12 protein-coding genes and 1 pseudogene are annotated in these 13338 nt (G+C 59.8%); 5 read left to right on the top strand and 8 right to left on the bottom strand.

Going from position 1 to position 13338, the window contains the following annotated elements; all coding sequences use genetic code 11:
• Window positions 1-179, top strand: a pseudogene (locus CKW15_RS12295) (IS256 family transposase); the annotation flags it as partial.
• 263 nt (window positions 180-442) lie between these two features.
• Here CKW15_RS12295 and CKW15_RS12300 read toward each other — a convergent pair.
• Window positions 443-1411, bottom strand: a complete 969-nt coding sequence (locus CKW15_RS12300) for a LysR family transcriptional regulator (RefSeq protein WP_095056979.1) — start codon at window positions 1409-1411, stop codon at window positions 443-445.
• Window positions 1412-1684: 273 nt separating this feature from the next.
• Between CKW15_RS12300 and CKW15_RS12305 the strand changes: the two genes are divergently transcribed.
• The 4 genes from CKW15_RS12305 to CKW15_RS12320 all read left to right on the top strand — a co-directional run bounded on the left by CKW15_RS12305 (window position 1685) and on the right by CKW15_RS12320 (window position 6624).
• Window positions 1685-3184 (top strand): efflux transporter outer membrane subunit, encoded by a 1500-nt coding sequence (locus CKW15_RS12305; RefSeq protein WP_095056980.1) that lies wholly within the window; start codon window positions 1685-1687, stop codon window positions 3182-3184.
• Window positions 3185-3367: 183 nt separating this feature from the next.
• Window positions 3368-5560, top strand: coding sequence for an FUSC family protein (locus CKW15_RS12310; protein WP_095056981.1), 2193 nt, complete (start codon window positions 3368-3370; stop codon window positions 5558-5560).
• The gene (locus CKW15_RS12315) at window positions 5550-5750 is read left to right on the top strand and encodes a DUF1656 domain-containing protein (protein ID WP_007896379.1); all 201 of its coding nucleotides are present in this window, start codon (window positions 5550-5552) and stop codon (window positions 5748-5750) included. The genes CKW15_RS12310 and CKW15_RS12315 overlap by 11 nt, the downstream gene beginning before the upstream one ends.
• A gap of 10 nt (window positions 5751-5760) precedes the next feature.
• Window positions 5761-6624, top strand: a complete 864-nt coding sequence (locus tag CKW15_RS12320) for an HlyD family secretion protein (protein ID WP_095056982.1) — start codon at window positions 5761-5763, stop codon at window positions 6622-6624.
• A 47-nt stretch (window positions 6625-6671) separates the two neighbouring features.
• Here CKW15_RS12320 and CKW15_RS12325 read toward each other — a convergent pair whose 3' ends face one another.
• The 7 genes from CKW15_RS12325 to CKW15_RS12355 all read right to left on the bottom strand — a co-directional run bounded on the left by CKW15_RS12325 (window position 6672) and on the right by CKW15_RS12355 (window position 13332).
• Window positions 6672-7415, bottom strand: coding sequence for a hypothetical protein (locus CKW15_RS12325; RefSeq protein WP_095056983.1), 744 nt, complete (start codon window positions 7413-7415; stop codon window positions 6672-6674).
• Window positions 7416-7462: 47 nt separating this feature from the next.
• The gene (locus CKW15_RS12330) at window positions 7463-8746 is read right to left on the bottom strand and encodes a hypothetical protein (RefSeq protein ID WP_095056984.1); all 1284 of its coding nucleotides are present in this window, start codon (window positions 8744-8746) and stop codon (window positions 7463-7465) included.
• 188 nt (window positions 8747-8934) lie between these two features.
• Window positions 8935-9342, bottom strand: a complete 408-nt coding sequence (locus CKW15_RS12335) for a DUF4440 domain-containing protein (protein ID WP_095056985.1) — start codon at window positions 9340-9342, stop codon at window positions 8935-8937.
• A 121-nt stretch (window positions 9343-9463) separates the two neighbouring features.
• A complete protein-coding gene (locus tag CKW15_RS12340; protein WP_095056986.1) occupies window positions 9464-10288 on the bottom strand; it encodes an SDR family oxidoreductase in 825 nt (274 codons plus the stop codon).
• A gap of 31 nt (window positions 10289-10319) precedes the next feature.
• Complete coding sequence (locus CKW15_RS12345; RefSeq protein WP_095056987.1) at window positions 10320-10784, bottom strand: multidrug transporter; 465 nt, start codon at window positions 10782-10784, stop codon at window positions 10320-10322.
• A 290-nt stretch (window positions 10785-11074) separates the two neighbouring features.
• Entirely contained in the window at window positions 11075-12526 is a 1452-nt protein-coding gene (locus CKW15_RS12350) for a mannose-1-phosphate guanylyltransferase/mannose-6-phosphate isomerase (protein WP_095056988.1), read from the bottom strand.
• A 149-nt stretch (window positions 12527-12675) separates the two neighbouring features.
• On the bottom strand, window positions 12676-13332 hold the full coding sequence (locus tag CKW15_RS12355) for an alginate O-acetyltransferase AlgF (protein ID WP_095056989.1): 657 nt from the start codon (window positions 13330-13332) through the stop codon (window positions 12676-12678).
• Window positions 13333-13338 lie beyond the last annotated feature (6 nt).

Genomic DNA, 13338 nt, shown 5'->3' on the forward strand with positions numbered 1-13338 from the left:
TGCGCAAGATCATCAAGACCCGAGGTCACTTCCCAACCGACGATGCGGCGACAAAACTGATCTGGCTTGGGCTGCGCAACATCACAGCAAACTGGGGCTCAGCGGCCCATGACTGGAAAAGTGCGATGAATCAATTCGCGATTCTGTACGGAGATCGATTTATCAGGCCTGCCTGGTAAAAGAATGGCCTGCCTAACGGCAGGCCGTTACCGGCCTGCACACAAAATATCTGACAGTCCCGTTTGGCTTGGGCTTTGCGGCCTTATAGCCGAAGTTTTCTTCGGTAAAGGCAACTTATGGATTCGCAGCGATCCCTGTAGGCGCTGGCTTGCCAGCGAATGGGCTCGAAATCGATGCAATATTCAAGGTTGCCTTCGCCAGCAAGCCGGCTCCTACAGGAAATCAGGCCTCTCAGGATCTTTGCAGGCGCTGGCTTGCCACATTAATTCGCCACCCGAACCCCACCCAGACTCCCGCTCAGTTCGTACGCCGCCAATTCCGCCTGATGCGCCGCCAGCAACTCCGGCAGCGAGCCGCGCAAGTACTCGACCCAGGTCTTGATCTTCGCATCCAGATACTGCCGCGACGGGTAGATCGCATACAGGTTCAGTTCCTGCGAGCGGTACTGAGGCATCACGCGTACCAGTGTGCCGTCGCGCAAGCCGTCGATGGCGGCGTACAGCGGCAGCACGCCGACGCCCATGCCGCTGGTGATCGCGGTTTTCATGGCGTCGGCGGAGTTCACCAGGAAGGGCGAACTGTTGATGGTGACCATCTCCTGGCCTTCCGGGCCGTCGAAGGCCCATTTTTCCAGGGGGAGCACCGGGCTCACCAGGCGCAGGCAGGCGTGGTTGAGCAGGTCGCTGGGTTTCTGCGCGCAACCGTTGACTTTGACGTAGGCCGGGGAGGCGCAAACGATGCTGTAGGTGATGCCCAGGCGCTGGGACACAAAACCCGAGTCCGGCAGTTCGCTGGCGAGGACGATGGACACGTCGTAACCCTCGTCGAGCAGGTCCGGCACGCGGTTGGCCATGGTCAGGTCGAAGGTCACGTCCGGGTGAGTCTTGCGATAGCGGGCAATGGCGTCGATCACGAAGTGCTGGCCGATGCCGGTCATGGTGTGCACTTTCAATTGCCCGGCCGGGCGCGCGTGGGCGTCGCTGGCTTCGGCCTCGGCTTCTTCGACGTAGGCGAGGATCTGCTCGCAGCGCAGCAGGTAGCGCTTGCCGGCTTCGGTCAACGCAATGCGGCGGGTCGTTCGGTTGAGCAGGCGGGTTTGCAGGTGGGCTTCCAGATTGGAGACCGCGCGCGAGACGTTGGCCGTGGTGGTGTCGAGTTGCACGGCGGCAGCGGTGAAGCTGCCGGCTTCGGCCACGTAACTGAAGGCGCGCATGTTTTGCAAAGTGTCCATGGGGTGCTCTCGAGTGCGATGGCAAATTGTGACACGAAGTTTCGGGGGCTGAGACCCCGACCAAGGGATTATCTCGTTAACGGTAACAAAGATTCACAGGAATCCCAGCTTATCGACATCAAAGCCCACCCATAGAATTGCGCGGACTGTAGGAGCCGGCTTGCTGGCGATGGCATCGCTGCGGTCATCCAGATGCCGCGCGATGTCTGCATCGCCAGCAAGCCGGCTCCTACAAGATCTCGTTATCCCCCCTATTTTCAGGAAATCGCAGCAGTGCCGCGTCGCATCAGCAGAGCGCTTCAGCCGCTCAGTGTTTTGGCTTTAACCCTGGCAATCAGCGGCTGCATCGGAACCGGAGGTATTGCCCCGCAGGGCAAGGCGCTGGAGGTCAGTTCACTGGCCACCGACGACGCCATCCAGAGCGCCACTCAGGATGCACACTGGCCCACCGCACAATGGTGGCAGGCCTATGGCGACCCGCAACTGAACCGCTGGATCGAGCTTGCCCTTCAAGATAGCCCGACGTTGGCCATGGCCACCGCCCGCGTGCGTCAGGCCAGATCCATGGCCGGTGTCGCCGAGGCCGCCGAGTCGTTGCAGATCAATGGCGATTCCACCCTCAAGCGGCACAACTGGCCGACCGATCAGTTCTATGGCCCCGGCGACCTGGCCAACAGCACCACCTGGGACAACAACGCCGCGTTGGGCTTCAGTTACGCACTCGACCTGTGGGACCGCGAAAGCAATACCACCGAGCGCGCTGTCGACATGGCCCACATGACGGTGGCTGAGGCGCGACAGGCGCAGCTCGAATTGCAGAACAACATCGTGCGCGTCTACATCGAACTGTCGTTGCATTACGCGCAACGGGACATCGTTGAAGCGACGCTCAAGCAGCAACAGCAAATCCTCGAACTGGCGCAGAAACGTTTGGGCGGTGGTATCGGCACCCATTTCGAAGTCAGTCAGGCCGAAACGCCATTGCCGGAAACCCATCGCCAGATCGATGCGCTGGACGAAGAGATCGCCCTGAGCCGCAACCAACTCGCCGCCCTGGCCGGCAAAGGCCCAGGGGAGGGCGCAAAGGTGCAGCGTCCGACGCTGTCCTTGGGCGCGGCTCTGAAACTGCCGTCGTCATTGCCGGCGCAGTTGCTCGGCCAGCGCCCGGACGTGGTCGCCAGTCGCTGGCAAGTGGCGGCGCAGGCGCGGGGCATTGATGTCGCGCACGCGGGTTTCTACCCGAACGTTGATCTGGTCGGCAGCCTCGGCTACATGGCCACCGGCGGTGGTGCGCTGGAGTTCTTGACCGGCAAGAAACTCAACTACACGGTCGGCCCGGCCATTTCCTTGCCGATCTTCGACGGCGGGCGTTTGCGTGCAGAGCTGGGTGAAGCCTCGGCCGGGTATGACATCGCTGTGGCGCACTACAACCAGACCGTGGTCAACGCGCTGAAAAACATCTCCGACCAGTTGATCCGCCGCGAGTCCATGGACAAGCAGCAGGCCTTCGCCGCCGAGTCGGTGGCCACGGCGCAGAAGACCTACGACATCGCAATGATTGCCTATCAGCGTGGCCTCACCGATTACCTCAACGTGCTCAATTCCCAGACGTTGTTGTTCAAGCAGCAGCAGGTTCAGCAGCAGGTGCAGGCAGCGCGATTGAGTGCCCATGCCGAACTGGTGACGGCGCTTGGCGGCGGCTTGGGCGCGGGCAACGATGTGCCGTCTGCCGAACAGACTCAAGTGCCGAAAATACCGGTTCTTCTTCGATGAACTTGATGTGTCAGGCACACCCAGAAATGTGGCGAGGGAGCTTGCTCCCGCTTGAGTGCGCAGCACTCACAAAGTGTTCAGGGGCTGGCGGAGTTTTGGGGCCGCTGCGCAGCCCAGCGCGAGCAAGCTCGTTCGCCACAGGATTTGCCTCATCCCAGACCTTTTTTAATTGAGCAGGATTTCATGACCCCCTTGCCCGCACCTTTGCGCTGGCTGTACTCCCTTGAATGGCGCCGGGGTTTCTTCGACTGGGCGCGCAGTGATGGCGTGACCTGGGTCTACATTTTCAAGGTCCTGATCGCGGCGTTCCTGACGCTGTGGCTGGCGATGCGTCTGGAATTGCCGCAGCCGCGTACCGCGATGATCACCGTGTTCATCGTTATGCAGCCGCAAAGCGGTCAGGTGTTCGCCAAGAGTTTCTACCGTTTTCTTGGCACCTTGGCCGGCTCGACGGTGATGGTCGCGCTGATTGCCTTGTTTGCGCAGAACACCGAACTGTTCCTCGGCTCGCTGGCGATCTGGGTCGGCATTTGTTCGGCCGGTGCCGCGCGTTACCGTAACTTTCGCGCTTACGGTTTTGTACTCGCCGGCTACACCGCGGCGATGGTCGGATTGCCCGCGCTCGCGCATCCCGACGGCGCGTTCATGGCGGCGGTGTGGCGGGTGCTGGAAATCTCCCTGGGGATTCTCTGCGCGACCCTGGTCAGCGCCGCGATCCTGCCGCAAACCGCCAGCGCCGCGATGCACAACGCCTTGTATCAGCGCTTCGGCGTGTTTGCCCTGTTCGTCACCGACGGCTTGCGCGGACGCAGTCAACGGGATGCGTTCGAGGCGGGCAACGTGCGTTTCATCGCCGAAGCGGTGGGCCTGGAAGGTTTGCGCAGTGTCACCGTGTTTGAAGACCCGCACATGCGTCGGCGCAACGGTCGGCTCAGTCGCTTGAACAGCGAGTTCATGGGCATCACCACGCGTTTCAACGCTTTGCATCAATTGCTCGAACGCCTGCGCAACAGCGCGGCGGATCAGGTCGTGGCGGCGATCAAACCGGGTTTGCAGGACCTGGCCGAAGTGCTCGACGGCTACAGTGGTCGTTCCCTGACCAGCGCCGATGCGGCGCGCCTGGTCACGGCTTTGACCGTTTACAAGGAAGGCCTGCCGGCGCGAGTGCGCAGCCTGCGGGCGACGTTCCAGGAGAGCGAGCCGAGCGACGCCGAGCAACTGGATTTCCACACCGCGTACGAGTTGCTTTATCGCTTCGTCGACGACCTGCACAGTTATGCACAGACCCACGCGTCCCTCGCCGATCACAGCCATGCGCGGGAGCAATGGGACGAGCCGTTCACCCCGCAAACCAACTGGATGGCCGCTGCGGCCTCGGGGATTCGCGCGGCGTTCATTTTGGTGGTGCTGGGCAGCTATTGGGTCGCCACCGCGTGGCCGAGCGGCGCAACCATGACCCTGATCGCCGCCGCCACCGTGGGCCTGTCGGCCGCCACGCCGAACCCTAAACGCATGGCCTTCCAGATGGCGTGCGGTACGTTTCTCGGGGCGTTGATTGGTTTCGTCGAGATGTTTTTCATCTTTCCGTGGATCGACGGTTTTCCCCTGTTGTGCGTGATGCTGGCGCCGGTGATCGTGCTCGGATCATTCCTGAGCTCACGCCCGCAATACGCCGGTGTCGGCCTCGGATTGCTGATCTTTTTCAGCACCGGCTCAGTGCCGGACAACCTCACCGTCTACAACCCGTACACCTTCATCAACGACTACATCGCCATGGTGCTCGGCATGCTGGTGTGCGCGGCGGCCGGGGCGATTATTTTACCGCCGAACAGTCGCTGGTTATGGCGTCGGCTGGAGCAGGATCTGCGGGGTCAGGTGGTGTACGCCATCAGCGGCAAACTCAAGGGGCTGGCGTCGAGTTTCGAAAGCCGCACCCGCGACTTGTTGCATCAGGCTTACGGCCTGGCCGCAGGGCAGCCGCACGTGCAGCGCGACCTGCTGCGCTGGATGTTCGTGGTGCTGGAAGTCGGCCACGCGATCATCGAGTTACGCAAAGAACAGGCGATTCTGCCGGTGCATCCGGCGTATGCCGAATCCCAGCCGTGGCGCCAGGCGATCCGGGTGATGGGGCGGGCGCTGGTGCGGTTGTTCCTGCAACCGGGCAGCAACAATCTGGAACGTGCACTGGTCGCGGTCGATCACGCGATCAGCCGTGTGCAGTCGACGGACGAACCCTTCGCCCCGCACTTCGACACCTCGGCGCTGCGTCGGGTGAAAAGCTATTTGCACTTCATCCGCACCTCGTTGCTGGACCCGCAATCACCACTCGCCGCCTACGCCATCGCCAAGCCTGAAGGACTTGAACATGCCTCGTGAAATCGCCTTCCACGGCGTCTACATGCCGACCATGACCCTGATGTTTTTCATCGCGGCAGCGTTGGCCTGGGCGCTCGACCGCTTCCTGTCCGGCTTCGATCTGTACCGCTTCTTCTGGCACCCGGCGCTGCTGCGCCTGAGTCTGTTTACCTGTCTGTTCGGCGCACTGGCGCTGACTGTCTACCGTTGAGAACGTCCCGATGAAAAAGCTTTTCAGCCTGCTCGCGACCTTGCTGGTACTGGCCCTGGCGCTGTGGATCGGCCGCTCCCTTTGGGAGCACTACATGAACACACCCTGGACCCGCGATGGTCGGGTACGCGCCGATATCATCAATGTCGCCGCCGACGTCACCGGCGAAGTGGTGAACGTGCCGGTGCGTGACAACCAGTTGGTGAAGAAGGGTGACCTGTTGATGCAGATCGATCCCGAGCACTATCGCCTGGCGGTCAAGCAGGCGCAGAGCCTGGTCGCTTCGCGCAAGGCCACGTGGGAGATGCGCAAAGTCAACGCCCATCGCCGCGCCGATCTGGACAACCTGGTGATCTCCCGGGAAAACCGCGACGACGCCAGCAACATCGCCGACTCGGCACTGGCCGATTACCAGCACGCCCAGGCACAACTGGAAGCTGCCGAACTCAATCTCAAACGCACCGAAGTGCGCGCGGCGGTGGACGGTTACGTGACCAACCTCAACGTCCATCGCGGCGATTACGCGCGCATTGGCGAAGCGAAAATGGCCGTGGTCGACATGAACTCGTTTTGGGTCTACGGCTTCTTCGAAGAAACCAAACTGCCCCACGTGCGCGTCGGTGACAAAGCCGACATGCAACTGATGAGCGGCGAAGTGCTCAAGGGTCATGTGGAAAGTATTTCGCGCGGCATCTACGACCGCGACAACCCGGAGAGCCGTGAGCTGATTGCGGATGTGAATCCGACCTTCAACTGGGTGCGCCTGGCACAGCGGGTGCCGGTGCGGATACACATCGATGAAGTGCCGGAGGGTGTGCTGTTGGCAGCGGGGATTACGTGTACGGTGGTGGTGAAGTCAGAAGTTGAGCGGTAAGCGACACCTCTATCCTGCTGGATAGAGGTGTTTTTTGGGGGGGGCTTTCAACGTGGATTGGCCACGAGATTAGGCAGGCTGCGAAGTGCAGGGTCTTGCTCCGTTGCCAGCGGATAGAGCACTTGAATGGATACCGTCAAATCGTTGCCCGGCTCCAGCAGGTACTGGTCGCTTGCAGGCGTGTGTAATTCAATCACACCCTCTGAACCGTCATGCGCCGTCTCCAGCCAGGTTTTGGCGTGAATTTTCGTACCTGGCGGCAAGCCAGCGCTGGAAAATCCCCATTGGGTGCAGGCGCGGTCAACAGCGCGCAGGATGACGTCATAGCTGTAAATCCAGCCCTGGGTAACCTCGTCCTGCCATGCACCGTTGAACACCTGGCGGGTTTGAATATTCAGCGCTTCGATGTGCCTGACCAGGACAGGGCAGTAGAGACTTTCCTGGTAGGTGGGTTGGTAGTAAACAATCCCGCACAACTCGGCGACAGATGATTCTTGCAGGTTTTTATCAGACCGCAGTGTCAGCGTACGTCGAGCATTCCACCCCTGTGTCTGCACATCCGTAATCGTGATAGTGGAATACCTGAAGTGTTCGTTTACAACTAATTGCGCGCCATTAATCGGCATGGAGGTGTGCAGCAGTGTCACATCCTCTGAAACCCTGAACTGCAAACGCGAACCCACAGGCGGCGGAGCACCATCGGTTTCAAGGGTGAAGCCGAATGTCACCGGCACCCCTTTTTTGATCTCGTTTACAAAATTATCCATTTTGATATTCAGCAGTTTGGTCATCTCAAAATCCTTTTGAAAAGCATGACATTGTGCGGGGAGTGGGCCGGTCAGTCGCTAGCCTGTTCAGGGCGCAGATAACCGTAAACATGACCCAGAGCGCCACCCAGTCCAAGTGTGTTGCCGGCCAACAGAATCCGGCCATTGGCCTGGATTTGCAGTTGAGCCGGCGTGGTGACTAATGCCGTATCTTCCTGGATGCAGCCATGTTCACCAAAACTTCGGTCAATCAAACCGTTGGCCTGATAACGCGCCGTGTATAGGCGTCGGGCTCCGCCGGCAGTGACGATCTTTCCATCCGACTGCTGATGGCCGCAGACCCATTCGTTACCATGCTCGGCATCGAATTGCGTCAGGACCGGTCGACCACCATTGAATGACGGGTGTGGGTTGCCGGTGGAGTCCAGACCTGCCAGCAGACCCCAGTTTCGGACGGCGGTGCTGGCCTGGCCAATACCAACAACCTTGCCCCCGCCTGTAGCGACCAGATCATGAATAGCCACGCTGCCATTGGGAATGTTCAGTGTGGAAAAACCGGGCATTTCCTCACCGCCAAAGTCGAGATCGAGTTCGCCGTTTTGCAAGTAACGCGCTACATATCCGAGCGTCTCTGGGACGGCATTGACAGCGCTGCCCGCGACCAGAACTTTGCCGTCGATTTGCGCGAGTAGTGCATGAACTGAAGTGGCGCTGAAGGCCGTGTGTCTTATTTCGAGCTTGCCGGTTTTATTGAAGGTTTTGTCCAGGTTGCCATGGGTGTCAATGCGAACTACCAGCCCCGTGGAAGTGTCGCCGTTTCGGTAAGTTGCGCCGATGATGATCTTTCCGCATTCGTGTAGTTGCAGCGTGCTGCTGTCATTGACAAGTTCGCCGAGGGTGCTGTTGTCAATAATGACGCAGCCTTGTCGGCCAAAACTTTCATCAACCGCACCTTCTTTTTCGAAGCGGCAGATCACGAGCCGTTTCGGGCTGTTGCTGTCTGCTTTTCGCGACCAGCCCAGCATCAGAATGCGCCCGTCCGGCTGTACGGCAAGCCTGCCGCCCGCCGAGTCGTAGCCACCAGCGAAGTTGCCATGAACCAGGCCGTTGTCGGCGAATGCAGTGTCGACACTGCCATCCGGATTGAAGCGTGCCAGACCGTACAGTCCTTTAAGATCACGGGCGAGCCAGGCACCCACAAGTAGTTTGTCGTTGGCCAGTACCTGTATACCTTTCACATGCCTGTCGAGATCAAGTGCGTGCTTCAGATTGAATAACGTAATGACACCGTCTTCACCAAAGCTTGGATCGCGTGCATCAGGGGTGGAAAAAGAGTGTTGATCAATAATGTCCATATTATTGCCTTTAGTTTGTTTTTCAGTGGATTGAAGTTTAGTTTTTTATTTGAAGTCTCAAGCCCGTTAATTGACGGGCTGTTAACAAGTTATAAGTCAGGGGGGCGTTTGGCGAGAGGGGCGGCGGCAATGTGTGTTTGAGTTTGTTTCTGCTGTGCTGTAGCGACGTCACGTACAAAAGTAACGGGTCAAGCTTTGTAAAACGTCTCCTGCAAATGCAGCCAGATCACCCGGCCATCGGCGTGCTTCTCGAACACAACCGTGGAGCGACGATCCGAGTGCTGCCCGGTCGCATCGGTCTGTTGCTCGCGATAACTCACGGTTGCGCCACCGTCGTGCAGCGCAATGCCACGCAGTTCGCTGAGTTCGATGCGGAACCCGAGTTTCTTGCCGCCCGCGAGCGAGAACAGTTCGCTCAGCGCATCAAAGTCGAGTACCCGGCCCAAGGGCGAGACCATGGAGAACCGAGGCGAAAAGCGCGACAGCAGATTGTCGAGTTCGGACGGGTCGCGTTCTTCGGCCAGCCATTGTTCGATGGCGACGTGGGCCTGGATGACTTCGTCGAAGTAGTTGGTGTAGTCGGTGTAGTCGGTCATTGTGCTGTTTCCTGAATTTTTGGCGGCGTTTGTTCTGACGACATCGCGAGCAGGCTCGCTCCTACAGGGAAACGCATTTCAATGTAGGAGCGAGCCTGCTCGCGATGGGGTCGACACGGTTTCAGAGTTGCCCACGCAACCCGAACCGCTTCATCAACCCGGATTCCAGCAAACCTTTGGGCACCAACCCCGCCAGCAACGGCAACGCCCGGCTGCCATTACCCAGGCGAATCAGTCGCGGTGGCTTGTCCTGCTGCACTGCCTTGAGCAAGCCGGCAGCAAACTCGCTGGCCGGGGTCGGGTTGTCCTGCGAGGCTTTGGCTCGGGCGCGAATGCCTTCACGCAGCGGAAACCACGGCGATTGTTCGCTGATCAGTTGTTCGGCTTCATGGCCGGCGTTCTTGGCGAAACTGGAGGCGATGGCGCCCGGCTGGACTTCCATGACCCGTATACCAAACGGCGCCAATTCCATGCGCAAGGCATCGCTCAAGGCATGCACGGCGGCTTTCGACGCGCAGTAGGCACCGGCGAAAGGTGTGACCAGAATGCCCGACACGCTGCCGATGTTGACCACGATCCCTTTGGTCCGGCGCAGCACAGGAAACATCGCGCGAGTCACGCCGACGACAGAGAACACGTTGGTTTCAAACTGACGCTGCATCGCCGGTACGCCGCCATCGAGCAACGGCCCCATCGCGCCATACCCGGCGTTGTTGATCAGCACATCGAGCCCACCGCGCTCGTGGTTGATACGTTTGCTCAGCGCTTCGAGTGCCACGCCATCGTTAACGTCCAATCGCACGGCCGTGAATCCGGCAGCGTTCAGCGCGGCAACATCTTCAGTCCTGCGCGCACTGGCCCAGACCTCGTAGCCGGCAGCCTTGAACACATCCGCGAGGGCACGGCCGATGCCGCTGGAACAACCGGTAATCAACGCAACGGGCATGGCGCATTCCTTGTGCAAAAAAAGGGGGGAATCAGTCGGAAAAACTACCCTGCAAACGCTCGGCGCGAAACTCCAGGGTTTCCGGACGGTAGCCGGGGCGCAGCGGTGGCATGGGCAGGCAGTCTTCCCAACGGCCACCGGCCTGTAATTCGCCGGGACCGCGATAGCGTGGGGCAGTGTATTGATTGTCGGCCAGATTGACCGTGTCACCGGGTGCATAAGCCGCGACTCGCCAGCGCAATTCGGTCAACGGCACGTCGTTGCCATTGTTCATGGTCAATTGCAGCGGACGGTCGGGAGGGCAGTGCTGCGGCGCATAACTGATGCGCAGCTCCAGGCGTTGCAGTTGCTTGAGCTCGCGGTGGTCCATCCAGATGACCCAAGTGGCGACGATGCCGAGCCCCACAGCAGCGGCAACCGAGACGGGCAAGGCTTTGGCTGGGTAGCGCAGTAGCAGGATCAGCCAGGTAATGACCAGCAGGATGCCGATAAACATGACGCGCCAACCTCGGGAGTAGAGGAGACCATCCTACCTAAGCGCAGGTGGGGTTGGCGATGGGCTGATTGTTATGGTGTCTGTGCCGGCCTAATCGCTGGCAAGCCAGCTCCCAGAGTGTTTGCGGGTGTTCACAAGATAGGTGTTCACCGCTGAAACCTGTGGGAGCTGGCTTGCCAGCGATGGGGTCGGTGGAGGCAATACAAAAATCTGAAAAAAAAGCCCCCACCCAAACTACTGCGGATAGGGGACGCAGTGGCCTGGATGGGGGCTTCTTTTTAACTGCAGGTTTACTGCGCGATGGTTTTCACCGACACGCCACGCTCGATTGGCGTCGAGCGACCATAGATATCCTCAAACCGCTCGATATCGTCTTCGCCCAGGTAGCTGCCCGACTGCACTTCAATAATCTCCAGCGGGATTTTGCCCGGGTTACGCAGGCGGTGCACCGAAGCGATCGGAATGTAGGTCGACTGGTTCTCGGTGAGCAGGAACACGTTCTCATCGCAGGTCACTTCAGCCGTGCCGCTGACCACGATCCAGTGTTCGGCGCGGTGGTGGTGCATCTGCAGCGACAGGCACGCGCCCGGTTTGACCGAGATGTGCTTGACCTGGAAACGGCCGCCCATGTCCACCGAGTCGTAGGAGCCCCACGGACGATAGACCTCACAATGGTTCTGGGTTTCAGTGCGGCCCAGTTCGTTGAGGGTGTTGACCATCTGTTTCACGCCTTGGACCTTGTCCTTGTGGGCGATCATCATGGCGTCCTTGGTTTCGACCACGACGATGTTTTCCAGGCCGATCACCGACACCAGTTTGCCGTTGCCGTGGATCATGCAGTTTTTGCTGTCCTGGATCACCACGTCGCCTTTGGTGACGTTGCCGTTGGCGTCTTTGGCATTCACTTCCCACAGCGACGACCAGCAACCGACATCGCTCCAGCCAGCGGTCAATGGAACGACGCAGGCGCGTTGGGTTTTTTCCATCACCGAGTAGTCGATGGAGTTGTCCGGGCAGCAGGCGAAGGTGGCTTCGTCGAAGGTGATGGTGTCGGCATCCTGATGGCTGCGCTCGAGGGTCAGCAGGCAGGTGTCGTAGATGTCCGGATCGTGTTTTTTCAGCTCTTCGAGGAAGCGGCTGGCGCGGAACAGGAACATGCCGCTGTTCCAGAAGTAACCGCCGGATTGCACGTACTCGGTGGCACGTTTCACGTCGGGTTTTTCGACGAAGTGCGAAACACGGCTGATGCCTTCAGGCAGCAGCGAATCGTTGGTCGACTTGATGTAGCCGTAACCGGTTTCCGGTTTGGTGGCCGGTACGCCGAACAGCACCATTTCGCCGTTTTCGGCTGCGACGGTGGCCAGGGCCAGGGCGCGTTGCAGGGCTTTCTGGTCTTCGAGCACGTGGTCGGCCGGCAGCACCAGCATCAGCTCGTCGCGACCTTCATTGACCAGCATCATCGCAGTCAGGGCCACGGCCGGCGCGGTGTTGCGGCCGAACGGTTCCATCAGGATGCGCTGGGTTTCGAGTTTGCGCGCGGCCAACTGCTCGTTGACGATGAAACGGTGGTCCTTGTTGCAGACCACGATTGGCGTGTCCATGCCGTCGAACACCAGGCGTTCCAGGGTTTGCTGGAACAAAGTGTGCTCGCCGGTCAGGGCCAGGAATTGTTTAGGGAACTGCTTACGCGAAAGCGGCCAAAGACGCGAACCGCTACCACCTGACAAGATCACCGGAATCATGTTGTTACTCCTTGCAAATCGTTTGGTTAGGCCTTTGTGGGAGCTAGCCTGCTAGCGATGGCGCCACCTCGGTACATCGGAAAAACCGAGTGGCCTGCATCGCCGGCAGGCCGGCTCCCACAGAGAGCCGGGTCAATTCTGAAAATGTGTTAGCGCGTCGAGACCGGGCGTTTTACCCAGACTGGCGACAGGCTGCTGCCGTTACCGGTGACGTACAGCACTGCCGCTTCACCGCGTTCCAGGGCGACGGGTTTCACGTCGCCGACTTTCGTTGCGCCATCGTATAGCGCCAGGCTGACTTTGACCGGGTTGATTTCACGCTCGCCACGGCCCTTGGGCGCAACGTTCGGTACCACGTCGGTCTTGCCGTCGGCGGTTTTCAGGGTCAGCGCCTTGTCGCTGAGGTTTTGCACGCGCACCAGGGATTTCTGCTTGTTCTTGAACGGCGGCTCTTCAATCAGTTGCGGCGCGCCGCTGGCGTTGTTGACCAGGGTGTAATAGTGATCGCCGGCCAGTTTCACCGGCAGGGTCTGGCTGCCGACCTTGGCGCTGTAGTCGCCGCCCGGCATGAAGCTGAAGTCACTGCTGGCCAACGGCGCGACATCGCTCAGGTTGGTGCTGCCGACGGTGGCGCTGACTTCGGCGTTGCTGGCGTTGAAGATACGCACGAAGGACGAGCCTTTCGGTGCGGTCGGGCCGTAGAGCGCGGAGTCGCCAGCGGCGAAGGCCTGCATCGAAAGCACACTCATACCAGCAACCAGTGCAAAGGTCTTGGCGAGACGACGAGGAGTAGTCTTGAAAGTCATGGTAGT

Origin of the sequence: Pseudomonas sp. Irchel s3b5 (assembly GCF_900187435.1) — a bacterium.
In the GTDB taxonomy this organism is placed as follows: domain Bacteria; phylum Pseudomonadota; class Gammaproteobacteria; order Pseudomonadales; family Pseudomonadaceae; genus Aquipseudomonas.